General features: G+C 68.7%; 26 protein-coding genes. 19 read left to right on the forward strand and 7 right to left on the reverse strand.

Annotated features, from left to right (window positions below):
* The first annotated feature begins 93 nt into the window (after window positions 1–93).
* The 3 genes from M8859_RS25015 (at window position 94) to M8859_RS25025 (ending at window position 2,688) form a co-directional block, all read left to right on the forward strand.
* On the forward strand, window positions 94–1,455 hold the full coding sequence (locus M8859_RS25015) for an NCS2 family permease (protein ID WP_283780038.1): 1,362 nt from the start codon (window positions 94–96) through the stop codon (window positions 1,453–1,455).
* A gap of 162 nt (window positions 1,456–1,617) precedes the next feature.
* On the forward strand, window positions 1,618–2,151 hold the full coding sequence (locus M8859_RS25020) for a DoxX family protein (protein ID WP_249644902.1): 534 nt from the start codon (window positions 1,618–1,620) through the stop codon (window positions 2,149–2,151).
* A gap of 141 nt (window positions 2,152–2,292) precedes the next feature.
* A complete protein-coding gene (locus tag M8859_RS25025; RefSeq protein ID WP_159924385.1) occupies window positions 2,293–2,688 on the forward strand; it encodes a RidA family protein in 396 nt (131 codons plus the stop codon).
* A gap of 162 nt (window positions 2,689–2,850) precedes the next feature.
* Here M8859_RS25025 and M8859_RS25030 read toward each other — a convergent pair whose 3' ends face one another.
* The 3 genes from M8859_RS25030 to M8859_RS25040 all read right to left on the reverse strand — a co-directional run bounded on the left by M8859_RS25030 (window position 2,851) and on the right by M8859_RS25040 (window position 7,065).
* Window positions 2,851–4,899: an ATP-dependent DNA helicase gene (locus M8859_RS25030; RefSeq protein ID WP_159924383.1), complete on the reverse strand. Its 2,049-nt coding sequence runs from the start codon at window positions 4,897–4,899 to the stop codon at window positions 2,851–2,853.
* A 57-nt stretch (window positions 4,900–4,956) separates the two neighbouring features.
* A complete protein-coding gene (locus tag M8859_RS25035) occupies window positions 4,957–5,523 on the reverse strand; it encodes an isochorismatase family protein (RefSeq protein WP_159924381.1) in 567 nt (188 codons plus the stop codon).
* Between the two features lie 231 nt (window positions 5,524–5,754).
* On the reverse strand, window positions 5,755–7,065 hold the full coding sequence (locus M8859_RS25040; RefSeq protein ID WP_159924379.1) for a nicotinate phosphoribosyltransferase: 1,311 nt from the start codon (window positions 7,063–7,065) through the stop codon (window positions 5,755–5,757).
* 122 nt (window positions 7,066–7,187) lie between these two features.
* On the opposite strand from M8859_RS25040, the gene clpS reads away from it, so the two are divergent.
* From clpS to rdgB, 10 genes are all read left to right on the forward strand, one after another.
* A complete protein-coding gene (clpS, locus tag M8859_RS25045; protein ID WP_159924377.1) occupies window positions 7,188–7,538 on the forward strand; it encodes an ATP-dependent Clp protease adapter ClpS in 351 nt (116 codons plus the stop codon).
* Between the two features lie 22 nt (window positions 7,539–7,560).
* On the forward strand, window positions 7,561–8,130 hold the full coding sequence (gene aosR, locus M8859_RS25050; RefSeq protein ID WP_159924375.1) for an oxidative stress transcriptional regulator AosR: 570 nt from the start codon (window positions 7,561–7,563) through the stop codon (window positions 8,128–8,130).
* A 61-nt stretch (window positions 8,131–8,191) separates the two neighbouring features.
* On the forward strand, window positions 8,192–9,256 hold the full coding sequence (locus M8859_RS25055; RefSeq protein WP_249644903.1) for a P1 family peptidase: 1,065 nt from the start codon (window positions 8,192–8,194) through the stop codon (window positions 9,254–9,256).
* A 152-nt stretch (window positions 9,257–9,408) separates the two neighbouring features.
* Window positions 9,409–9,828 carry a M67 family metallopeptidase gene (locus tag M8859_RS25060; protein ID WP_159924371.1) on the forward strand — a complete coding sequence of 140 codons (420 nt, stop codon included), beginning with the start codon at window positions 9,409–9,411 and terminating at the stop codon, window positions 9,826–9,828.
* A gap of 33 nt (window positions 9,829–9,861) precedes the next feature.
* Window positions 9,862–10,134 carry a MoaD/ThiS family protein gene (locus M8859_RS25065; RefSeq protein WP_159924369.1) on the forward strand — a complete coding sequence of 91 codons (273 nt, stop codon included), beginning with the start codon at window positions 9,862–9,864 and terminating at the stop codon, window positions 10,132–10,134.
* 8 nt (window positions 10,135–10,142) lie between these two features.
* Window positions 10,143–11,105, forward strand: a complete 963-nt coding sequence (locus tag M8859_RS25070; RefSeq protein ID WP_249644904.1) for a PLP-dependent cysteine synthase family protein — start codon at window positions 10,143–10,145, stop codon at window positions 11,103–11,105.
* Window positions 11,106–11,164: 59 nt separating this feature from the next.
* Window positions 11,165–11,896: a rhomboid family intramembrane serine protease gene (locus M8859_RS25075; protein ID WP_372492940.1), complete on the forward strand. Its 732-nt coding sequence runs from the start codon at window positions 11,165–11,167 to the stop codon at window positions 11,894–11,896.
* 68 nt (window positions 11,897–11,964) lie between these two features.
* The gene (locus tag M8859_RS25080; protein WP_159924363.1) at window positions 11,965–12,729 is read left to right on the forward strand and encodes a cyclic nucleotide-degrading phosphodiesterase; all 765 of its coding nucleotides are present in this window, start codon (window positions 11,965–11,967) and stop codon (window positions 12,727–12,729) included.
* A 187-nt stretch (window positions 12,730–12,916) separates the two neighbouring features.
* Complete coding sequence (gene rph / locus M8859_RS25085; RefSeq protein ID WP_159924361.1) at window positions 12,917–13,687, forward strand: ribonuclease PH; 771 nt, start codon at window positions 12,917–12,919, stop codon at window positions 13,685–13,687.
* Window positions 13,687–14,298, forward strand: coding sequence for an RdgB/HAM1 family non-canonical purine NTP pyrophosphatase (gene rdgB / locus M8859_RS25090; protein ID WP_159924359.1), 612 nt, complete (start codon window positions 13,687–13,689; stop codon window positions 14,296–14,298). The genes rph and rdgB overlap by 1 nt, the downstream gene beginning before the upstream one ends.
* A gap of 14 nt (window positions 14,299–14,312) precedes the next feature.
* Here the strand turns inward: rdgB and M8859_RS25095 are convergent, their stop codons facing one another.
* From M8859_RS25095 to M8859_RS25105, 3 genes are all read right to left on the reverse strand, one after another.
* Window positions 14,313–14,612 carry a DUF3817 domain-containing protein gene (locus M8859_RS25095; protein WP_223522154.1) on the reverse strand — a complete coding sequence of 100 codons (300 nt, stop codon included), beginning with the start codon at window positions 14,610–14,612 and terminating at the stop codon, window positions 14,313–14,315.
* Between the two features lie 71 nt (window positions 14,613–14,683).
* Complete coding sequence (locus M8859_RS25100) at window positions 14,684–15,142, reverse strand: transcriptional regulator (RefSeq protein WP_159924355.1); 459 nt, start codon at window positions 15,140–15,142, stop codon at window positions 14,684–14,686.
* 274 nt (window positions 15,143–15,416) lie between these two features.
* Window positions 15,417–16,292 (reverse strand): oxidoreductase, encoded by an 876-nt coding sequence (locus M8859_RS25105; protein WP_159924353.1) that lies wholly within the window; start codon window positions 16,290–16,292, stop codon window positions 15,417–15,419.
* Between the two features lie 264 nt (window positions 16,293–16,556).
* Between M8859_RS25105 and M8859_RS25110 the strand changes: the two genes are divergently transcribed.
* Entirely contained in the window at window positions 16,557–17,198 is a 642-nt protein-coding gene (locus M8859_RS25110) for a TetR/AcrR family transcriptional regulator (RefSeq protein ID WP_223518389.1), read from the forward strand.
* Here the strand turns inward: M8859_RS25110 and M8859_RS25115 are convergent.
* Window positions 17,195–17,833 carry a TetR/AcrR family transcriptional regulator gene (locus M8859_RS25115; protein WP_249644905.1) on the reverse strand — a complete coding sequence of 213 codons (639 nt, stop codon included), beginning with the start codon at window positions 17,831–17,833 and terminating at the stop codon, window positions 17,195–17,197. The two genes, M8859_RS25110 and M8859_RS25115, sit on opposite strands and share 4 nt — an antisense overlap.
* Window positions 17,834–18,005: 172 nt before the next feature.
* On the opposite strand from M8859_RS25115, the gene M8859_RS25120 reads away from it, so the two are divergent.
* The 5 genes from M8859_RS25120 (at window position 18,006) to M8859_RS25140 (ending at window position 23,440) form a co-directional block, all read left to right on the forward strand.
* A complete protein-coding gene (locus M8859_RS25120) occupies window positions 18,006–18,242 on the forward strand; it encodes a hypothetical protein (RefSeq protein ID WP_249644906.1) in 237 nt (78 codons plus the stop codon).
* Window positions 18,243–18,315: 73 nt separating this feature from the next.
* A complete protein-coding gene (locus tag M8859_RS25125; RefSeq protein WP_195071568.1) occupies window positions 18,316–19,263 on the forward strand; it encodes a sigma-70 family RNA polymerase sigma factor in 948 nt (315 codons plus the stop codon).
* Window positions 19,264–19,318: 55 nt separating this feature from the next.
* On the forward strand, window positions 19,319–21,352 hold the full coding sequence (locus tag M8859_RS25130) for an MDR family MFS transporter (RefSeq protein ID WP_308221231.1): 2,034 nt from the start codon (window positions 19,319–19,321) through the stop codon (window positions 21,350–21,352).
* A 58-nt stretch (window positions 21,353–21,410) separates the two neighbouring features.
* On the forward strand, window positions 21,411–22,055 hold the full coding sequence (locus M8859_RS25135) for a PadR family transcriptional regulator (RefSeq protein WP_159924343.1): 645 nt from the start codon (window positions 21,411–21,413) through the stop codon (window positions 22,053–22,055).
* A 182-nt stretch (window positions 22,056–22,237) separates the two neighbouring features.
* Window positions 22,238–23,440 (forward strand): FAD-dependent oxidoreductase, encoded by a 1,203-nt coding sequence (locus M8859_RS25140; protein WP_249644907.1) that lies wholly within the window; start codon window positions 22,238–22,240, stop codon window positions 23,438–23,440.
* Window positions 23,441–23,499: the final 59 nt, after the last annotated feature.

The raw sequence follows: 23,499 nt of genomic DNA on the forward strand, positions 1-23,499 counted from the left end.
TCACGGTGGGGCCGCCGCGAGTCGCCCCGGCCGGTGAATCGTCGGCTACCGTGCCTGGCAGCCCGAGCATTGTTTTCCCGACTGGAGTCACCCATGGTCACCGACGTTCTGAACCGGACCCGAGGACGCATCGACGGGTACTTCGGGGTCCGGTCGACCGGCTCGACCGTCCGGCGGGAACTCATGGCGGGAACGATCACGTTCCTCGCCATGTCGTACGTCCTCGCGGTGAACCCCGCGATACTCGGCGACCAGGGCGCGCTGGGTGACAAGGGCATCCCGATGCAGGCGGTGTTCACCGCCACCGCCGTCGCCGCGGTGTTCGGCACGTTGGTCATGGGGCTGTGGGCACGGTATCCGATCGCGCTCGCGCCGGGTATGGGACTCAACGCGTTCTTCGCCTACACCGTGGTGCTCGGCATGGGCATTCCATGGCAGGTCGCGCTCTCGGGCACGTTGCTGTCGGGCGTCATCTTCTTCGTCCTGGCCGTGACGAAGATCCGGGAACGCATCCTCGACGCGATCCCGATGCAGTTGAAGCTCGCGGTCGGCGCGGGCATCGGACTGTTCGTGGCCTTCCTCGGCCTGAAGAACGCCGGGATCGTGGTGAACAGCGAGGCGACCCTGGTCGCGCTGGGCGACTTCACCGAGGGCACCACGTTGCTCGCGCTGTTCGGGTTGCTGGTGACCGTGGTGTTCCTCGTGCGGGGCTGGCACGGAGCGGTGCTCTACGGCATCGTGCTGACCACGATCGTGGGCATCGTCAGCGGTTTGGTCGACCTGCCCAAGGGGGTGTTCGCCGCGCCGAAGGGCCTCGAGCACACCTTCGGCCAGGCGATCATCCATCTGCCCGACGCCTTCACCGGCCAGATGGCTGTGGTGGTGCTGACCATGCTGTTCGTCGACTTCTTCGACGCCTCGGGAACCCTGATCGGCGTCGCGAACCAAGCCGGTCTGCTGGACGAGGACGGCAAGCTGCCGCGCGCGTCGAGCGCGCTGGCGGCGGACTCGGTGGGCACCATGGCGGGCGCCGTCATCGGCACCTCGACCACCACCGCCTACGTGGAATCGACCGCGGGCGTCTCGGCGGGCGGCCGGACCGGCCTGACCGCCGTCACCACGGCGGGCTGGTTCCTGCTCGCGATGTTCTGCTATCCGATCTTCGCGGTGGTCGCGGGCTCCGGCGAGGTGACCGCCGCTGCACTCATCGTGGTCGGCATCCTGATGGCCCGCTCGCTCGGGCAGATCGACTGGAACCGCCTGGAGTACTCGGTGCCCGCGTTCGTCACCATCGTGATGATGCCGCTGACTTACTCCATTGCCAACGGCCTGGCCATGGGCATGCTGCTGTATCCGATCGTCATGGCGGCCAAGGGCCGGATCAAGGACGTACACCCGGCGATGTGGGCGCTGATGCTGGTGTTCCTCGGCTACTTCTTCTTCCTCGCGGAGTAACTTCCCGCTCGCCTTCGCGCTGAACCTTCCTTGCCTGCCGGTCGTGGAATAGGACCGAGGGGTTGGACAGTTGAGCTCTTCATGCGAGAATCGGACCGTAGTCCGGTTATTCGCCGAGGTAACGAACATACCGAAGACGACAGCGCAGGGATGAGGACCAGCATGACCATCAAATCCGTACTCGAACGAAACGGCGCCACTACCGAACTGGACGGAATCGCCACCGACATCGGCCTGCTGATCCTGCGGGTCGTCTTCGGCGGCTTGCTCGCGGCACACGGCGCGCAGAAACTGTTCGGCTGGTGGGGCGGACCGGGCCTACAGGCCAACGCGGACAGCTTCGAGCAGATGGGCTACAACCCGGGCAAGCTGTTCGGGACGCTGGCCGGCCTGACCGAACTCGGCGGTGGCCTTCTGCTGCTGCTCGGTCTGCTGACGCCGCTGGCCGGGGCGGTCGTGGTGGGCACGATGATCAACGCGATCAACGTCACCTGGTCCGGTGGACTGTTGGGCGGTTGGGAGATGGGCCTGCTGTTCGCGGTGGTCGGCGCGGCGCTTCCCTTCACCGGACCCGGCAAGTTCTCGTTGGACGCCGGGCGGCCGTGGGGGCGTCACGGCTTCGTGTGGGGTGTCGGTGCGCTGGTCGTGGCGGTCGTGGCGGGCGTGCTCACGCTGATCCTGAAGTGGGTGCTCTGACTCTGCGGCACAGCCGGATTCGCGGCGCGGTGGCCTCGGCCGCCGCGCCGCGGTCGTTTGTGGGCATCGTCATGTCACAGTGTGGCATTCCGGATCGTCGTCGTGGTGTTGCAGCGCGTGACGATCGAGCAAGGAGAAACCATGGCCGTCGAAATCAGCAATCCCGGTGCACTGCACGATCCGACCGGGTTCGGCTACAGCCACGTGGCGGTGGCGCGTGGAGAACTGGTGTTCATCGCCGGGCAGTACGACTCGGACGGGCAAGGGCACACCACGAGCACGGAATTCGCCGTGCAGGTGGACAATGCGTTCGCCAACCTGGGCATCGCGCTGCGCTCGGCGGGAGTGGACTTCGGCGATGTCGCGCAGTTGCGGACGCACATCGTCGACCACGACCTCGACAAGTTGGCGGTGCTGGGCAAGAAGATCGCGGAGATCTGGGGTGACCGCCCGCCCGCGCAGACACTGACCGGGGTGGCGGCGCTCGCGCTGCCGGGCATGCTGTTCGAGGTCGACGCGGTGGCCGTGCGCGGCTGAGTAGCCGCTGTGCGGAGATGAATTCGGTGAGGTCCCCGCGCCGCGTGCAGGGCTTGGCGCGGGGACGAGCCGATACATTCGGTGTGGGAATTGGGGGTCACCGAAGTACCGACCAACAATCTACTTCCGAATGGAATTAGATGCCGAGCGGTGTGTTTGGTATCACACCGTGGCCGCTGCGGCCAGTCGGTGCAACGCCTTCACCACGACCTCCGGGTCCGCGGTCTCCCAGTACGGCGGCAGCGACGCGCGCAGGTACCCGCCGTAGCGTGCGGTGGCCAGGCGGGAATCGAGGATGGCGACCACGCCGCGATCGTCGACGCTGCGCAGCAGGCGCCCGGTACCCTGCGCGAGCAGGAGAGCCGCGTGATTGGCGGCGACGGTCATGAACCCGTTTCCGCCCCGCATCTCCACCGCGCGTTGCCTGGCGGCCAGCAGCGGATCGTCCGGGCGCGGAAACGGGATGCGATCGAGAATCACCAGGCTCAGCGACGGCCCCGGCACGTCGACGCCCTGCCACAGCGACAAGGTGCCGAACAGGGAAGTCTCCGGGTCGTCGGCGAACTTGCGGACCAGCGCGCCCGTCGCGTCGTCACCCTGGCACAGCACGGGCGTTCGCAACCGGTCGCGCAGGGCGTCGGTGGCCGCGCGGGCCGCGCGCATGGAGGAGAACAAACCGAGGGTGCGCCCACCCGCCGCCGTGATGAGCCGTTCGATCTCGTCCAGATAGGCCGGTGCGAGCCCGTCCCGGCCCGGCGGGGGCAGGTGTTTGGCGACGTAGAGGATGCCGGACTTGGCGTGGTCGAACGGTGATCCGACGTCGAGCGAACTCCAGCGCACGGTGTCGGCGTCCGACGGCGCCTCCGCGCCGTTCGCGGTGGCCGCATCGGTGCGACTGCCCGACTGCGCGGGCAGGCCCCAGGTGACCGCGAGGCCGTCGAACGAGCCGCCGATCTGCAACGTCGCGGAGGTCAGCACGACGGTGGCGGTGCCGAAAAGCCTGCTGCGCAGCAGGCCACCCACCGACAGCGGCGCCATCCGCAGCGATCGGCGCACGACACCGCGGATCTCGTCGGCGGCCAGCCAGATGACGTCGCGCCGGGCGGCCGGGTCGGGCTCGTCGAAGGCCGTCAGCGCGCGGACCGCGCTGTCATGCACCTCATCGATCGCGGCCAACGCCATGGTGCGGGCGGCGGCGTTCTCCGGGTCGCCCTGCGCGGTGGTGCTGCCCGGTGGCGCCAGCGCGGTGCGCGCGTTCCACGCGGCGTCGCGGATCAGAGCCAGCACCGGGGCGACGCCGTCGGGCAGTCTGTCCCACCGGGCGGCGGGCAGTTCCTCCAGCACCTCGTGCCATGCCTCGGCGGCGCCCTCCAGACGGTCCAGCTCCTGCTCGTCGACCAGCTTGGCGCAGCGCCGTGCGGCCGCGCTGATCGCGGCGGAAGCCAGTTCGGCGGTGGCCACGCCGGTGACCCGGTCGACCAGCTCGTGCGCCTCGTCGATGACCACCACGTCGTGTTCGGGCAGCACCTGGATGCCGCTGATGGCGTCGATGGCCAGCAGCGCGTGGTTGGTCACCACCACATCGGCCTGCGCGGACTCGGTCCTGGCGCGCTCGGCGAAGCAGTCCTGGCCGAAGGAGCAGCGCGACTTGCCGAGGCATTCCCGCGACGACACGCTGACCTGCCGCCAGGCGCGGTCGCTCACCCCGGGGGCGAGTTCGTCGCGGTCGCCGGTCTCGGTGTCGGAGGCCCAGTCGTTGAGCCGTTGCACTTCGCGCCCTAGGCGGGAGATCGCGAACGCGTCGAACAGCTCCGCTTCGGCGGGCTCGTCCGGAACGGCGCTGTTGATCTTGTTCAAGCATAGATAGTTGTTGCGTCCCTTGAGGATCGCGAACTTCGGGGTGCGCCCCAGCGGTGCGCTCAGCGCCTCGGCCAGCCGGGGGAGGTCACGGTCGACCAGCTGACGCTGCAGCGCGATCGTCGCCGTGGAGACCACGACCGTACGGCCGGTGCGCACCGCGTGACGCAGGCTGGGCACCAGATAGGCCAGCGACTTGCCGGTACCCGTCCCGGCCTGCACCGCGAGGTGCTCCTTGGTGTCGATCGCGTGGTCCACCGCCGCGGCCATCGTCACCTGCCCGGCGCGCTCCTTGCCGCCGAGCGCCTGCACGGCGGTGGCCAAAAGGTCGGAAACGGGCGGCAGTTCGGGCACGCGAGCAGCCTACTCGGCACCGCCGACAAGGCAGGACGGTCGCCGAGACCGGACGGTCTACCGGCTGATGCTGCCCTCGAGATCGACGCCCGCTCCGCGCATACGGTCCAGCGCGGCGGTGATGGTGTCGGGCGCGACACCGGCGGTGAGGTCGAGCAGGACGCGGGTGTCGAAACCCTCGATGCGCGCGTCCAGCGCGGTAGCGCGCACGCAGTGGTCGGTCGCGATGCCGACGACGTCGACGGCGTCGACGCCGCGGTCACGCAGCCAGTCGGCCAGCGCGGCTCCCTCGTCGGTCGTGCCCTCGAACCCGGAGTAGGCCGCCGAGTACGTCCCCTTGGAGAAGATCGCCTGAATGGGTCCGGTGGACAGCGCGGGGTGGAAATCGGCGCCCGGCGTGCCGACCCGGCAGTGTGGCGGCCAGCTGTCGATGTAGTCGGGCTCGTCGGAGAAGTGCGCACCGGGATCGATGTGATAGTCGCGAGTCGCGACGATCGCGCCGTAGTTCGTCGCCACGAGGTGCTCGCTGATCCGGGCCGCCACGGCGGCGCCGCCGGTGACCGCGAGTGAACCGCCCTCGCAGAAATCGTTCTGGACGTCGACGATGATCAGTGCCCGGGTCATGGCGACCTCCCGCGGTGTGGCTGGATGACTGCCCCAGATTCTGCCGCCCGGTCGGACACTCGGTTCACCGACTCGCGGGAAATCAGTCGCCCGCGATGTAAACGCGGACACCGCCCACGGTGATTACCGAGTGCCCCCTTCGCTTCCCGGCCGAGTTCGCCGCCTTCTCGCGCTGCTTTTCGCCGCCGGACTGCTGCTGGTCTGCCGGGTCGATGAGCGTAGGCACCACCCTCAGACGAACGTGGTCACCACGGCCGGCTCACCTGCCGACAGCTTGAGACCCTCCCAAGGCAGGCTGATCAGTCCGCGCGCGACCAGGTCGCGGCTCTCGGCGAGGGTCGGCAAGTCCTCGACCTGCTCACCGCGGCGCAGCAGCGGGACCAGCGGCTCACGGGCTTGGAAACCGTTGGCGGGCGGCACCGGCCCGGCCGCCGGATAGACGATCTCCTCGACGATGGTGCCGGTCTCCCGGGCCAAGCGGATCACCTTCTTGGTGCCGCCGCGGGACTGCTTGTGGCTGCTGCGTTTGGCGACCGGCACCCCGTCGACCTCGACCAGCTTGTAGACCATGCCCGCCGTGGGCGCCCCCGAGCCGGTGACCAGTGCGGTGCCGACGCCGTAGACGTCGACCGGCTCGGCGCGCAACGCGGCGATGGCGTACTCGTCGAGATCGCCGGAGACCACGATGCGGGTCTTGGTGGCGCCGAGCGCGTCGAGCTGGTCGCGCACCTGCCTGGCCAGGACGCCGAGATCACCGGAGTCGATCCGCACCCCGCCCAGCTCGGTGCCCGCCACCTCGATGGCGGTCGCGACGCCCGCGGCGATGTCGAAGGTGTCCACCAGCAGTGTTGTCCCGACCCCGAGCGTCTGCACCTGGCTGCGGAACGCTTCGGCTTCGTGCGCACCGTCGGGTCCGCTGTGCAGCAGGACGAACGCGTGTGCGCTGGTACCCGCGCCCGGGATCCCGTAGCGGCGCACCGCCTCCAGATTCGAGGTGGCGTCGAAACCGGCCAGATACGCGGCGCGGGCGCAGTCGGGGGCGGCCAGCTCGTGGGTGCGCCGGGAACCCATCTCGATCATCCGCCGCCCACTCGCGGCGCTGACCATGCGTGCGGCGGCGGCCGCGATCGCGCTGTCGTGGTTGAGGATCGACAGGATCAGCGTCTCCAGGACGACGCATTCGGCGAAGCTGCCCCGCACCGAGAGGATGGGGGAGCCGGGAAAGTACAGCTCGCCTTCGGCGTAGCCGTCGATATCGCCGGTGAATCGGTAGTCGCGCAGCCAATCGAGCGTGCGCCGATCCGAGAACGAGGCGGCCACGGCGAGTTCCGCCTCGCCGAACCGGAACTGCCGCAGCGCGTCGAGCAGCCTGCCGGTACCCCCCACGACACCGTAACGACGACCATTTGGCAAACGTCTAGCAAACACCTCGAACGTGCATTGCCGATGCGCCGAACCGTCGGCCAGCGCCGCGGCGAGCATGGTCAGTTCGTACTGGTCGGTCAGCAGCGCCGTGCTGGAGACGCCGTCACGCAGATTCACGCAGTCACTGTAGACAGGACGGCTCGTCCACGGCGGCCGGCATCGGTCCGGTGAACCGGGGAATCGCGAATCGGGGCTGCGTGGGTGTTGTTTATCGGGAGTCGAGTCGTACCCTTGACCCTATGGCCTTGTGCAACATCGTCCGGGGTGACGTCGTTATGGACGCCGCGAACGCGACATTGTCGGCGGCACAGGCGACACCCGAAGCGGTCGAATACACCGAGATCCTGGAGGCGGAGGACCGCCCTTGGGTGACCGTGGTCTGGGACGATCCGGTCAACCTCATGCACTACGTCACCTACATCTTCCAGAAGCTGTTCGGCTACAGCAAAGCGAAGGCGACCGAACTGATGCTGAAGGTCCACAACGAAGGCAAGGCGGTGGTGTCGTCCGGTTCCCGGGACAAGATGGAACACGATGTCCAACGGCTGCATGCCGCTGGCCTGTGGGCCACCATGCAGCGGGACGACTGACCAGGACGACTACCCTGACGCCGTGCGCAAGTGGAGCAGGAAGAACTCGCTGAGCGGTCTCAAACTGCGATCCGAAATGGACGCACGTGAGGCCGATGTGCTTCGGTCGCTGGTGGGCGCGGTTTCCGGGCTGCTCACCGAGCGCGCCGAGTCCGCACCCGACGACGACTTGGCCGCCCTCACCGGCTTGCGATCCGGCAACACCGTGCCCCCGGACGACCCGAGGCTGCGCAGACTCCTTCCGGACTTCCACCGCAGCGAGCCCGGCTCGCCGGATGCCGAGCGCGCCGACCTCAACAGCGCGCTGCGCGGCCTGCACGAGCCCGACATCATCGACGCCAAGCTGGCGGCGGGTTCGGTCGTGCTGGACACCGTGCCGAGCGCGGGCGGCAAGATCGTCCTCACGCCCGAGCAGGCCGACGCGTGGCTGACCGCGCTCACCGACGTGCGGCTGGCGCTGGGCACGGTGCTCGACATCGACGCCGACACGCCCGACCAGCTCGCCCCCGACGACCCGCGCGCACCGCACCTGGACGTGTACCACTGGCTGACCTGGATGCAGGACTCACTGCTGCAGGCGCTGGCTCCCTGACCGGCCGCGATGCGAAGATCGGCGCGAGCCGACCCGCGGTTCCGCGTCGTGAGGAGTAGAGATGGCGAATGCCACCCCGGGGCAAGGTAATTCACTCACCGACGTGCCCGGAGTGCTGGTCGGTCATCACCACGTCCTCGACCCGGACGCCACACTCGGCTCCGGGGCGGCGACGGGATGCACGGTCGTGCGCGTGCCGGGCGGTGCGGTGGCGGCCGTCGACGTGCGCGGCGGCGGACCGGGTACCCGCGAGACCGACCTGCTCGATCCGGCGAACACCGTCCGCCAGATCGACGCGATCCTGCTCACCGGCGGCAGCGCTTTCGGTCTCGCCGCGGCCGACGGCGTGATGCGCTGGCTGGAGGAGAACGGCGCGGGCATCGTCATGGACCCGGCCGACGCGACCCGGGTGGTGCCCATCGTCCCCGGCGCGGTGATCTTCGATCTGCCCGTCGGCGCGTGGGACATCCGTCCCACCGCCGAGTTCGGCTATCGAGCGGCGGAGGCGGCGGGCGTCGACTTCGCCCGCGGTTCGGTGGGCGCGGGCGTCGGCGCACGCGCCGGATCGATCAAAGGCGGGGTGGGCACCGCGAGTATCGTGCTCGGCGAAGGCGCCGCCGCGGGAATCACCGTCGCCGCCCTGATCGTGGCGAATCCCGTCGGCTCGGTGTTCGATCCGCGCACCGGCTTGCCGTGGGGGTGCGGCACCGACGGACCCGAATTCTTCGGTCTACGGCCGCCGACCGAAGCGCAGTTGGCGGCGGCGAACGAGTTGCCGGTGAAAGGCACCGTGCTCAACACCACGATCGGCGTCGTGGCCACCGACGCCCCGCTCGATCCGGCGGGATGCCGGCGGGTCGCGGCCACCGCGCACGACGGCTTGGCCCGTGCGATCCGCCCCGCGCACTCGCCGCTGGACGGGGACACGCTCTTCGCGCTCGCCACCGGGACGGCGGAGGAGGGCGCGGACCTGCCGCTGCCGCCCGCTTTCCCCGCCGATCTGCTCGTCTTGGACGCGATCTGCACGGCCGCCGCCGTCTGCGTCGAGCGCGCCATCGTCGATGCGATCCGCTCGGCGCGCGCGGTAGCGGGCATCCCGGCCTATCACGACCTCTTCGGTGTTTGACTTCCGGCCCTGCTGTGCCTCGTGTGCGAGTCGCCGCCACTCGATCTCCGGGCCGGCTCCGGGGGACCGGGCGGTGTCGTCGTGGGAATAGCCGAATATTCTGGCTCGTTGTCGACTGAGATGGGTCGGCGTTGTGGAAAGGTGTGCGACTCGTGCTGGTGATCAGGGCCGACCTCGTGAAGGCGATGGTGGCGCACGCGCGCGCCGATCACCCGGATGAGGCCTGCGGTGTCATCGCGGGGCCGGAGGGCTCGGATCGTCCGGAGCGCTTCATCGCCATGGTCAACGCCGAACGTTCGCCCACTTTCTACCGCTTCGACTCGGGTGAGCAGTTGAAGGTGTGGCGTGAAATGGACGATGCCGACGAGACGCCGGTGGTGATCTACCACTCGCACACCGCCACCGAGGCCTATCCGAGCCGGACCGACGTGTCCTACGCCTCCGAGCCGTTCGCGCACTACGTGCTGATCTCCACCCGGGATCCGGAGCAGCACGAGCTGCGCAGCTACCGGATCGTCGACGGCGAGGTCACCGAAGAGCCGGTGCGGATCGTCGACGCCTACGAGAACTAGACCGATGCCTGTTCGCGAAACCGAGGAGTACCCATGCCGGTAACCGTGTCCATCCCGACCATCATGCGCGGCCTCACCGGAGGTGAGAAGCGTGTGCAGGCCGAGGGCGCCACGCTGTCGGCGCTGATCGATGATCTGGAAGCCAACCACCCCGGGCTCGCCGAGCGCCTGCTGAAGGACGGCAAGCTGAACCGTTACGTCAACATCTACGTCGACGACGAGGACGTGCGTTTCGCCGGCGGGCTCGAGGCCGAGGTGCCGCAGGACGCCAGCGTCACGATCCTGCCCGCCGTGGCCGGAGGCTGACCCGTCCCGTGGCGCGTTACGAATCGCTGATCGCGACCCTCGGCAACACTCCGCTGGTCGGTCTGCGCACCTTGTCGCCCCAGTGGGACGGTGACAGTCACGTGCGGCTGTGGGCCAAGCTGGAGGATCGCAACCCGACCGGCTCGATCAAGGATCGGCCCGCCCTGCGGATGATCGAACAGGCCGAGGCCGACGGGTTGCTGCGACCCGGCTGCACCATCCTGGAGCCGACCAGCGGGAACACCGGCATTTCGCTGGCTATGGCCGCGAAGCTGAAGGGGTACCAGCTGATCTGCGTGATGCCGGAGAACACCTCGGTGGAGCGTCGGCAGCTGCTCACCATGTTCGGGGCGCGGATCATCGATTCGCCCGCGGCGGGCGGCTCCAATCAGGCCGTCGCGCTGGCCAAGCAGATCGCGGCGCAGAACCCGGACTGGGTGATGCTCTACCAGTACGGCAATCCGGCGAACGCGGCGGCGCACTACGAGACGACCGGTCCGGAGATCCTGGCCGACCTGCCCGAGATCACGCATTTCGTCGCGGGCCTCGGCACCACGGGAACGCTGATGGGTACGGGCCGTTTCCTGCGCGAGAAGGTGCCCGGCATCGAGATCGTCGCCGCCGAGCCGCGCTACGGCGAACTGGTCTACGGCCTGCGCAACATCGATGAGGGATTCATCCCCGAGTTGTACGACGAGAGCGTGCTGACCACCCGTTTCTCGGTGGGTCCGTACGACGCGGTGAAACGCACCCGCGAACTGGTGCTCGAAGAAGGCATTTTCGCCGGGATCTCCACCGGAGCCATCCTGCACGCCGCGCTCGGCGTCGCCCGTAAGGCGGTGGAGGCGGGCACCCGCGCCGACATCGCGTTCGTGGTCGCCGACGGCGGATGGAAGTACCTGTCCACCGGGGCCTACGACGGCACCCTCGAAGAGGCGGAAGAGCGGCTCGACGGCCAGCTCTGGGCCTGATTCCCGGCCGCGCCGGTACCCTCGATGAGGCGGGGCCACGCCCCCGCAACGGCGAGGAGGTGGCCATGACCGGCGCGGGAACCGGGTCGTCGTTCGACCCTGATCGGATCGCTGCGATCCGTGCGCGCCTGGGCAAGCCCGTCAGCGCGCCGGGGCCGTCCACGCCGCCCAACACCGCGGGTTTCGCCGCGGTCAAACAGTTGTGGCTGCGCGCGGGGATGCTGATCGTCTGCTTCGTCGCGGCGCTCTACGGGCTCGAAGGGGTCGACTCCGTGGTCGGCGGACGGCTCGACTACGCAGGCATCGAGCCGCGCCGCGCCGACGGCCTGTCCGGCATCCTGTTCGCGCCGTTGCTGCACGGCGGCTGGGGGCACCTGATCGGCAATACGCTTCCGGTGCTGGTGCTCGGTTTCCTCGTGCTGCTGGCGGGGATCGGCCGGGGGCTGGCCGCGACCGCGATCATCTGGCTGCTGGCCGGGCTCGGCGTCTGGCTCACCGGAGCGGCCGGCAGCGTGCATCTCGGTGCGTCCTCGCTGGTATTCGGCTGGTTGACCTTCCTGATCTCCCGTGGCTGGTTCGCCAGGAACGTGGGGCAGATCGCGCTCGGCCTCGTGGTGCTGGCCCTGTACGGATCGCTGCTGTGGGGGGTGCTGCCGGGACAGGACCGAATCTCTTGGCAGGGGCATCTATTCGGCGCGTTGAGTGGATTGCTGGCCGCCTGGGTACTCTCTGGAGATGCACGACGAAACCGCCGCGGGGACCGAGCCGGAATCGGCGCTTCGCCGCGGTGACGCGCGGCCCGCGGGAGAATGTGGGGGATCCTTTCTTGAGTGAGAATTCCGCGTGGCAGCATGGGGGAATGCGCCTTACCGTCCTCGGGTGCTCGGGCAGTGTGTCCGGCCCGGACTCTCCTGCGTCGGGTTATCTGCTGACCGGCCCGGACATGCGGCCGACGGTCATCGATTTCGGTCCGGGAGTGCTCGGCGCGTTGCAACGCCACGCCGACCCTGGTGAAGTCGACATCTTCCTGACCCATCTGCACGCGGACCACTGTCTGGACCTGCCCGGTTTGCTGGTGTGGCGTCGCTACCATCCGACTCCGCCCGAGGGCAAGGCGGTCGTGCGCGGCCCGTCGGACACGTCGTTGCGTATCGGCAACGCCTCCGCCGAGGTCGGCGGCGAATGCGACGACTGGTCCGACGTGATCGACATGCGGCCCTGGGCCGAAGGCGAGCCGATCTCGTTCGGGCCCGGGCACACGGTGACCGCACGCCGCATGTACCACCCGCCGGAGTCCTACGGGCTGCGGATCGTCACCGCTGCCGGACGCACCTTCGTCTACACCGGTGATACCGCGTTGTGCTCCCAGGTCCACGAGCTCGCGCAGGGCGCCGACGTCCTGATGGCGGAGGCGTCCTGGACGCATGACCCGGCGAACAGGCCACCGGGCATTCACCTTTCGGGTACCGAGGCAGGCCAGATCGCCGCCGAGGCGGGGGTGAAGGAACTGCTGCTCACTCACATCCCCCCGTGGACTTCCCGCGAGGACGTGATCGCCGAGGCCAAAGCCCAGTTCGCGGGTCCGGTACATGCTGTGGCCCCGGGCGAGACCTTCGATCTCTGATCGCATCCGGATCCGCCACCACCGGCGCGAACCGCCACCGCACTCGAGACTCGAGACGTCGAACCCTTGTGTGGCACCCGAGCGAAGCGAGACCGAGCATCCGCCGTTCGCGGCCCGCGAGCCACAAGGGGGGCCGCGAACACGCCGCGCGAAGGCGCGGCCGATCGGACACAGTAGGCTGTGCCCCGTGTCGAGACGAGCCGATGGCAGGGCGGACGATGAGCTCCGCGAGGTCCGGATCACCCGGGGATTCACCACGCATCCAGCCGGTTCGGTGCTGGTGGAGTTCGGTCAGACGCGGGTGATGTGCACCGCGAGCGTCACCGAGGGAGTGCCGCCGTGGCGGCGTGACTCCGGGTTGGGCTGGCTCACCGCCGAATACGCGATGTTGCCCGCCGCGACGCACACCCGCAGCGGGCGTGAATCGGTGAAGGGCAGAGTCGGCGGACGGACCCAGGAGATCAGCCGACTGGTCGGCCGTTCGCTGCGCGCCTGCATCGACCTGGCCGCGATCGGTGAGAACACCATCGCGATCGACTGCGATGTGCTCCAAGCCGATGGTGGTACCAGGACGGCCGCCATCACCGGCGCCTACGTGGCGCTGGCGGATGCCGTGACCTATCTCGGCGCGGCAGGCGCGCTGGCCGACCCGCAGCCGATCTCGTGCGCGATCGCCGCGGTGAGTGTGGGCGTGGTCGACGGCCGGGTGCGCTTGGACCTGCCCTACGAGGAGGATTCGCGCGCCGAGGTCGACATGAACGTGGTCGCGACCGACACCGGGACATTGGTGGAGATCCAGGGCACCGGCGAGGGCGCCACCTTCCCGCGCTCCACGCTGGACAAGTTGCTCGATTCCGCGCTCGCGGGCTGTGAGCAGCTGTTCGTCGTGCAGAAAGAGGCGCTGGCGCTGCCGTATCCCGGTGTGCTTCCGGAGCCGGCCGAGGCGAAGAAGAAGTGATGACCCGCCGTCTGCTGGTGGCCAGCCGCAACGCCAAGAAATTGAACGAGCTGCGCCGCATTCTCGATTCGGCGGGTATCACCGGTATCGAGATCGTCGGGTTGAACGACGTTCCCCCGTACGACGAAGCACCCGAAACCGGCGCGACGTTCGAGGAGAACGCACTGGCCAAAGCGCGCGACGGCGCCGCGGCCACCGGGTTGGCCTGTGTCGCCGACGACTCCGGTCTCGAGGTGGACGCGTTGAACGGGATGCCCGGCGTGCTGTCGGCGCGCTGGTCCGGCAAGCACGGCGACGACGCGACCAACAACGTGCTGCTGCTGGCACAACTGGCCGATGTGCCGGACGAGCGCCGCGGCGGGCGGTTCGTGTCGACCTGTGCGCTGGTTGTGCCCGGCGGCGTGGAGACCGTGGTGCGCGGCGAATGGCCCGGCGTGATCGGGCGGAAGCCGGTGGGCGACGGCGGTTTCGGCTACGACCCACTGTTCGTCCCGGAGGGCGGCGATGTCACCGCGGCCCAGTTGACGCCCGCGCAGAAGGACGCGATGTCGCATCGCGGCCGGGCGCTGGCCCAGTTGACGCCCGCGCTGGCTGCGCTGGCCGACGGCTGAGCGCGGGCCTGGGGTCAGACGCCGAAGTCCTGCTTGACCTGCTTGGCGTTGACGTGCTCGACGAAGAACGACAGCAGGGGGATGGTGCCCGCGAGCAGAGTGCCGACGGTGCGCAGGACCGGCCAGCGGACCTTGACCGCGAGGTCGGCGGTGAACAGCAGGTAGACGAAATACACCCAGCCGTGCACGACGGCGATCCAGCTGGGGGTCTGCACGTCGAAGCCGTACTTGGCGATCATCTCGCCGGTGAGCAGCAGCAGCCAGAGTCCGGTGATCCAGGCCAGCGCCCGGTAGCGCAGGAGCGCCGGACCGATTTTGGCGGCGTTCCCGGCAGCGGCCGGGGTCTCGGTGGTCTGGCTGGTCTCGGTGGAATTCTCGCTGGTGGTCAACCGGCGCTCCTCTCGCGGGTGGGCAGGCCTGCCGAACGGACCTGCTCATCGATGTCGTTGGCGTGCAGTTCGGCGAGGTACCGGTTGTACTCGGCGAGCACCGGGTCCTCGTCCCGAACGGCCTTGGGGCGCTCGGGCAGCAGACCCGCGGGCAGTTCTGTGGGAGCGATCGGTTTCGCGGCGCGCCCGGCTGCGGTGGGAGTGCGCCGGGGGGTCTCGTCCTCCGTTTCGTTCGCTTCACGCTCGAGCCGGACGAACCGGAAGTAGGCGAAGACGGCGAATCCCGCGAACAGCGGCCACTGCAGCGCGTATCCGAGATTCTGGCCGGTGCCGCTGGAGGACTCGTACCGTTCCCACTGCCACCAGGCCAGCGCCAGGCAGCCCAGCGCGGCCACGATCACCAACGCGATCAGGGCCGGGCGGTTGTGTGCCGAGCGGCGGGGTGAGGCGGACACGGCTTCTACGGTACCCGTTCTACTACGCGGGCCGTAGAACCAGGTACGTCGTCTCGCGCGCGCTGTGGCCACGATCATCGCGACGCGCGAGCGGACTGCGTCGGAGCAGGTCTTCAGCCGGTGCCGTCGAGCGCGCCACGCGCGGCGCTCACGCTCAGGAGTTCGGGCGTGCACAGCGGGCCGGGCACACGGTTGACGGGCACGGCAGCCTCCGTCGGCCTGGATGCCGCGCCGGACGGGGTCGAGTCCGGACCGCGCCCGAGCGGCGTCCGGCTCAGAACGAGTAGACGACGCCGGTCTTGCGTTCGGACTCGGCCCACAGTCGCTGCCAGAGCTCCCTGTTCTGCGACAGGCGGGTGGACGGCGCGGCCTTGACCGGCCCTTGGGTTCCGAACAGCCAGGTGGGCCCCCAGTAGACCTCGGGGTCGGCATCGGGCATGGTCGCGGCGAACAGCGTCGAGTGCGCTGCCTTGGCGGGTGAGTGTCCGATCAGCCGGATGAACGGTTTGGAGATGTAGTCGAGCGGGGTCTCGGTGTGGGCGAAGAGGTCGGTGGCCGAGACGCCGGGGTGCACACCGTAGGAGCGCTTGCGCGAGCCGGATTCGGCCAGTCGGCGCTGTAGTTCCCGCGCGAACATCAGATTGCACAGCTTGGACTGGGCGTAGGCGAGATTGCGCTGGTAGCGGCGGTTCTGGTAATCGAGGTCGTCGATCCGCAGCTTCGGGGTCTGCTTGTGCGCGATGCTGGAGAGCGTGACCACCCGATCGGTGATCCGGTCCAGCAGCAGTCCGGTGAGCGCGAAGTGTCCGAGGTGGTTGACGCCCCATTGGGTTTCGAAACCGTCCTTGGTCCGCGAGAACGGGAGGTTCATCAGGCCCGCGTTGTTGACCAGGACGTCGATCTCGTCGCTGTCGTCGGCGAACTTGCGCACCGAGGCCAGGTCGGCCAGGTCCAGTTCGGCCACCCGGACGTCGCCGTCGATGGCCCCGGCGACCTCTTTCGCCTTGACCGGGTTGCGGCAGGCCATGATCACGGTCGCGCCCTTGGACGCCAGGACTTTCGTGGCGACGGCGCCCAGGCCGCCGTTCGCGCCGGTGATGACAAAGGTGCGTCCCGTCTGATCCGGGATCTCACTTGGTTTCCACGCCATGGGCCAACCTTACTTTGGAGTAAGTTTCGGGGGAAGGTTTCGACGGCATTCGGCATCGATCGTCTCAGACGCGAGAGTTCACGCCCCGGAACGCAGCCGCGACACGAGCTTCGCATCGTGCTCTGAGCCGCATATGTGATCCCTGTCGGTCTCAGATTTGCCATAAGTATGCGGGGTCCTGGTGGAGACCGCAAGAACGAAGTCGTTCGGTCTCCGCCTATGGGAATAGTCCGTGGTCGCCGGGATTTCGCTACGGTGAGAGATGTGACGGCGACAGCGGGTAGACAGTACGGCGGGCGTGCTGTCGCGGAGCGGAAGGCCGAGCGGCGCCTGCGGTTCCTCGATGCGGCCACCCGGATCTTCGCCGAACGCGGCTACGCGAACTGCTCGCTGGCCGACGTCTGCGCGGCCGCGGGCCTGTCCAAGCGGCAGTTCTACGAGGAGTTCCAGACCAGGGAAGACGTTCTGGTCGCCGCGTACGACCGGATCCAGGACGAGGCCGCCGCCGCCGTGCTCGCCCGGATCGGTGAACTCGACCCGCGGTTCGACCTGCCCGCCGCGATGACCGCCGTGGTGACGGCCTACCTCGAATCGATCGGTTCCGATCCCTATCGCGCGAAGGTCGCCTTCATCGAAGTGGTCGGGGTGAGCGACGGGATGGAGCGCCACCGTCGCGAACGCCGCCACGGCTGGGCGTCGGTGCTGGAGTCTCATGTGGTGCCGGTCGTGGCGCCGGGCTCGAGGGTGCGCGGCGCGCCGGGGTGGGGTGCGAGCGCTTTGATCGGCGCGATCAACGGCTTGGCGCACGAGTGGGTACTCGCCGATCCGCGTCCGACGGCGGCCGAGCTCGTCGATCTGCTCGTCCCGATCGCCATGGCGTTGATCGAGCGGCCGCGGGAGAGCTAATCGCGGACGGCGTAGTCGCCGATCGCTTGCTCCAGCGTGTCGAACGCGCTGCCGATGTATTCGGTGAGGGCGGTGGCGATGCGGTCGTCGGATTCGCCGTCGAGCGTGCGGCGCAGGGTCTCATCGAACAGGACGCGATGCACGCCGCCGAGCAGCGCGGCCGCGACGCGAGGTGTGATGTCGGTGGCCGCGGCGCTCGTTTCCGCCGCGAGGGTGGTGGCCAGCGCCTGTTCACGCTCGTCGTGGAACTCGCGCAGCCGGGCCGTCAGCGCGGGGCTGTCGGTGATCAGGCGGGCGAATTCGGGCCCGGAGAAGCCCACCACCGGATCTTGCCGGGCCACGGCGGCCAGGTAGTCCCGCCGTAGCGCGGCGAGCGCCGACTCGCCGGACGCGCGCTCGCGCACGACGCGGGCGAGCTGGTCGACGAACACCTCGTGCAGGTCCAGTGCGAGATCTTCCTTGCGAGGGAAGTAGTTGGTGACCGTCATCTTCGCGACCTGCGCGGCGGCGGCGACGTCGGCGATCGTCACCTTGTCGAAGCCGTGTTCCAGGAACAGCGCGGTCGCGTGATGGGAGATGTTCTCCCTGGTCTGCTGCTTTTTCTTGGCCCGGAGCCCGAGGTCGGCTGTGCTCATGTCATCACCATAGCTGAACCCGACATAAAAATGCTCTTGACATATTTTTATGCTCATTCTAAGTTTGTGTTCGTCATCGGAACGAAGGAGCGGCAGCACCATGAACCACGGACTTGTCGAAGCGACCCCGACCCGCATCAGCTCCCCCCTCGACCGAAAGGGATCAGCCACCATGGCCGACAAGACCACCGCGCATTCCGTCCTCGAAACCGCGATTCGCCTGCTCCGCACCGAAGGGAACGACATGAGCGGTGCTGCCCGCGACGTGGCCGCGGCCCGCGTCACCCCGCCCGTTCGGCCCTACCCGAGCGCAGTGCGCCGAGGGCGACGGGACACCGAGCCGATTCGGTCCACCACGGGTTATCGCGCCAAGCCGCAACGCCCGCTGCGCATCCCGGGGCGCGGCTGACCTCCCCTCATCCCCGTTCGGCGGCGTGTTCGCCGCACCGCCGAACGGTCCGCTTCACCAGGAAGGACGTTCCGTGACCGAACTGTGCACCCGCCCTACCCGCTTCCCCGGCGCCGTCAGCGCCGACCCGATCAAGGATTACCTGCGGCTCATCGGCCGCACCCCACTGCTCACCGCCGCGCAGGAGTTCGAGCTCGGCGAGCGGATCGAGGCCGGCGAGCAAGCCGCTGCGCGCCTGGCGGCCGGTACCGAGGTCGATGCGCTGGAGCGCGGCCGATTGCGTCGCCGGATCGCGGACGGCGAACGCGCCAGAGCGCACATGGTCGAGGCCAACTTGCGCTTGGTCGTCTCGATCGCCAAGCGGTATCCGACGCCCACGGGCATGTCGCTGCTGGACTTGGTGCAGGAAGGCACGCTCGGCATGATGCGCGCGGTGGAGAAGTTCGACCACCGGCGCGGGCTGAAGTTCTCCACGTACGCGACCTGGTGGATCAAGCAGTCGATCGGTCGAGCACTGGCCGATCAGAGTCGCACGATCCGGATACCGGTGCACGTCGTCGAGATGCTCAACCGGCTGAACCGCACGCAGCGGGCGCTGGCTCAGCGGCTGGGGCGCGCGGGGACGGTCGCGGAGCTCGCCGCGGAGCTGGAACTGCCGGCGGGAAAGGTGCGCGAGCTGCTCGACCTCGCCCGCGAACCGCTGTCGCTGCACACCCCGATCGGCGACGATGCCACCGAGTTCGGTGAGCTCATCGCCGACACCGCGCCGGACCCCTCCGATTCGGTGGCCGCGTCGGCACTGCGCGCCCAGCTCGACCGGGCGCTCGGCACGTTGACGGCACGGGAGGCCGAAGTGCTCGCGTCGCGCTACGGCCTGGCCGGCGCGGAACCGAAGACACTCGAAGAGGTCGGCAAGACCTACGGCGTGTCTCGCGAACGTGCTCGGCAAATCGAGGCCAAGGGCCTGGCGAAACTGCGGCAGCCTGCGCGGCTCGAGGCGCTGGAGGGCCTTCTCGGCTGATTCGCTGTTGTGTCGCTGGACATCCATCCAAGCGGCAGAGTCCCATACTGGGCTGATGGCTGGTTCGGTAGCTGTGGCCGCGGACCCGGTTGCCCCGATGGGCAGGGCCAAGACCAACATCGTCTTCGGCACGATCGTGCTCGGCATGCTGATGGCGGCGCTGGACCAGACCATCGTGTCCACCGCGCTGCCCACCATCGTGGCCGATCTCGGCGGTGCGGGGCACATGGCCTGGGTGGTCACGTCGTATCTGCTCGCCGAGGCGGTGGCGACGGCGCTGGCGGGCAAGCTCGGCGATCTGTTCGGCCGCAAGCTGGTATTCCAGGTCAGCGCGGTGATCTTCATCGTCGGGTCGATGATCGCGGGCTTGGCGAACGGCATGCTGTTGCTGGTCGCCGCCCGCGGCATCCAGGGCTTCGGCGCCGGTGGACTGATGGTCACCTCGATGGCGCTGATCGCCGACATCATTCCGCTGCGGCAGCGTGGCAAGTACCAGGGCGCACTCGGGGCGGTGTTCGGCGTGACCACGGTGATCGGTCCGACGCTGGGCGGCCTGTTCACCGACCACGCCAGTTGGCGCTGGTGCTTCTACATCAACGTGCCGGTCGCCGTTGTCATGATCGCGTTGGCGGCGCGCACCATCCCCCGGGTGCGGGCCGCGGCCAGGCCGATCATCGACTACGCGGGCATCGGTCTGGTGGCGCTGGGCGTCTCCTGCTTGATCCTCGGATTGGAATGGGGTGGGGAGCAATACGCGTGGGGTTCGCCGACAATCATCGGCCTGTTCGCCGGGGCGGTGATCCCGCTGGCCGGGTTCGTGGCGGTGGAGTCGCGAGCCGCCGAACCGATGCTGCCGATGGGGTTGTTCCGCAGCCGGGTATTCACGGTGTGCTCGATCCTCAGCTTCATCGTCGGCTTCGCGATGCTCGGCTCGCTGACCTACCTACCCGCCTATCTGCAATACGTGGACGGGGTTTCGGCCACCATGTCCGGCGTGCGCACCCTGCCGCTGGTGGCAGGCCTGTTCGCCACGTCGATCCTGTCCGGACAGGTGGTCGGCAAGACCGGACGCTACCGGTACTTCCCGATCGCGGGCACGCTGGTCATGGCACTCGGGCTGTACCTGATGTCGACCATGGGCCGGACCACCAGCACTTGGCTGGAGTCGCTGTACATGCTGATCCTGGGTCTCGGCATCGGCCTGGCCATGCAGGTGCTCACCATCGTCGTGCAGAACACCGTGCCCTACGCCCAGCTGGGCACCGCCACCTCCGGAGTCACCTTCTTCCGCACGCTCGGGAGCGCCTTCGGCACAGCCGTTTTCGGCACCCTGTACAGCAACGAGATCGGTCCCGCGCTCGCCGATGCCCTGACTCGCTCGCGTGTGGTGCCGCCGGAGGTCGCGGCGGACCCGCAGGCGTTGCGCGCACTGCCCGCCGAGCAGTCGGCTCCCCTCATCGACGCGTACGCGGACTCCATCGCTCACGTGTTCTTCTGGGTCGTACCGGTCGCGCTGGCCGGATTCGTGATCGCGTGGCTGCTGCCCGAAGTGCCGCTGCGCGACAGCGCGCGAGCGGGCGCGGGCGATGTGGGCGAAGGGTTCTCGGTGCCCGACTCACCGGATCGGTTGGTGCAACTGGAACGGGCTATCGCGGGCACCATGCGCGGGGCGGGAGCCGAGCACCCGATCGGCCCGCGCATCCTCGCCGAGGCCGACAGCGACCTGACGCGTGGGGAGGCATGGGCGCTGGGACAGGTGTATCTGCGCGACCGGGTGATCGGTGCGGCGACGCTGGCCGAGATAGCGCGGGCGCACCGGTTGCCCGACGAGGTGATCGAACCGATCTACGACCAGGTCGGCGCGGAGGGGTATCTGACGCGCGAGGGCGAACGGTTGCGGCTCACCGACTCCGGCGCGGCCGAGATCGATCGGATCAAGACCGCTTGGCGGCGCTGGCTCGACAGCAGGCTCGACGATTGGAACGAAGCCGATCCCGCCGACCGCGCCCTGCTGGACCAGGCGCTGACGAACATCGCCACGAAATTGCTGGAAGACCACACGCGCGAGCAGGAAACGGTGCCCGCCTGAGCGCTTGCGCCCGAATACTCGCACACGTATATTCGTGCACGAGTAGGGAGGCGCCGCTATGAAGAAACGCAAGGTGGACAACCTGCTGGCGCTCGCGGTGCTGTCGGTGATCATCGAGCGTCCGATGCACCGCTACGAGATCGCGCAGACCTTGCGCGAGCGGGGCAAGGACCAGGACATGGCGATCAAGTGGGGCTCGCTCTACACGGTCGTGCAGAACATGGCCAAGGTCGGTTTCCTCGAAGTGGTCGGCAGCGAACGGGCCGGTGCGCGGCCGGAGCGGGTGATCTACCGGATCACCGACGCGGGCCGCGCCGAGATGGCCGATTGGACCAGGGAACTGCTGTCGACTCCCGAGCAGGAACATCATCGGTTCGTCGCGGGCCTGTCCATTCTCGCGGTGCTCCCGCCCGCCGAAGTGGTCGACCTGCTCGGCACGCGCCTCGAAGCGCTGAAACGGACGATCGAGCGCCTGCGCGGTGAACTCGACGGCTTGGCGGGCACGCTGCCTCGCCTGTTCATCGTCGAGTCCGAGTTCGCGCTCACGATGCTGGAAGCCGAGGCGGCATGGACGCGTTCGCTGCGCGACGAGCTGACCGGGGGCACCTTCCCGGGGCTGGAGCAGTGGCGCGCGTGGCACGACCGCGGCATGCCGCCATCCGAGGTCACCGAACTGGTGGAGAGGGGGATGGCCGAGAACTAATGCCGGAAATCGGGCCCGGCGAGGTGCGGCAACACCGCCGCCGGGCCCGATCGAAACAGTCTCGAACCGCGCCCGCGAACGCACCCGGCTACAAGGCTGGCAACCACAGGATAACCGGGTGGGTGACGCGCGCGTCGGTTCGGGAACCGAAACCCCGTATCGCACGAATCCTGGAGACACCCATGTCCGAAACACGTACCGCCCTGGTGATCGGTGGCGGAATCGCCGGCCCCGTGGTCGCGACCGCCCTGCGCAAAGCGGGCATCGAAGCTCGCGTCTACGAGGCTTATCCCGGCCCTTCCTATGGCATAGGCAGCGGACTCGCCCTCGCGCCCAACGGCATCGCCGCCCTCGACATCATCGGAGCGGGCGACCCCGTCCGTGCGATCGCGCAACCGGTGTCGAAGATGAACATGGCGGTTGGAGACAAGGTGCTCGCATTGCCCGGCCTCGCCGATGTGCCTCCCCTGCAACTGGTCGATCGCAGCGAATTGCACCAAACGCTGCGTCGGCACGCGGTCGCCGCGGGGGTGCCGTTCGAGTACGACAAGCGCCTGGTCGATGTAGGTGAGCGGGAGACGGGCGTCGTCGCCCGGTTCGCCGACGGCAGCACGGCCACCGCCGACGTGCTGATCGGCGCGGACGGCATCCGCTCGACGGTGCGCACGTTGATCGACCCGGACGCGCCGGGCCCCGCCTACACCGGCATGCTGGGTTTCGGTGCGATCACCGAGTGCGCCGCCGACCTCGCGCCCGACACGATGACTTTCGCGTTCGGCAAGCGGGCGTACTACCTGTACTGGCCGGTCGGCGACGGCCGTGTCGCGTGGGGAGCGAACCTGCCGCACAAGGAGTATCTGTCGCTCACCGCGGCGCGGGCGATCCCGAACGCACACTGGTTGGAGATCCTGCGCGAGACCTACCGCGATGACACCCCTGGCGGCGAGTTGGCCCGCCGTACCACCGAGGAAGAGCTGGAAGTGACCGGCGCGCTGCACATCATGCCGCCGGTGCCGCACTGGTATCGCGGACGGATGGTACTGGTGGGCGACGCGGTGCACGCCCCGTCCAACAGTTCCGGCCAAGGCGCGTCGCTGGCGATCGAGAGCGCCGTGCAGCTGGCCCGCTGCCTGCGTGATCTGCCCGCCCCGGAGGCGTTCGCCGTCTACGAGCGCTTGCGGCGCGACCGTGTGGAGGGTATCGCCGCTCGCGCCGCGAAGATCAATCACAGCAAGACGCCGGGGCCGGTGGCGCGCAGAGTAATGCGGCTGCTCATGCCGCTCATGGCCAAGACCGTGATGAAACCGGAGAAGACCATGGGACCCGAGCAGCGCTACCGCATCGATTGGGACGCGCCGGCCGACAGCGAGCTCGCGGCGGCCTAGGAGCACCGAGAACGCCCGCCGGTCCGGCCGATCGGCTGGACGGCCCGTTCCTGCGCGAC

Source organism: Nocardia sputi (assembly GCF_023501985.1).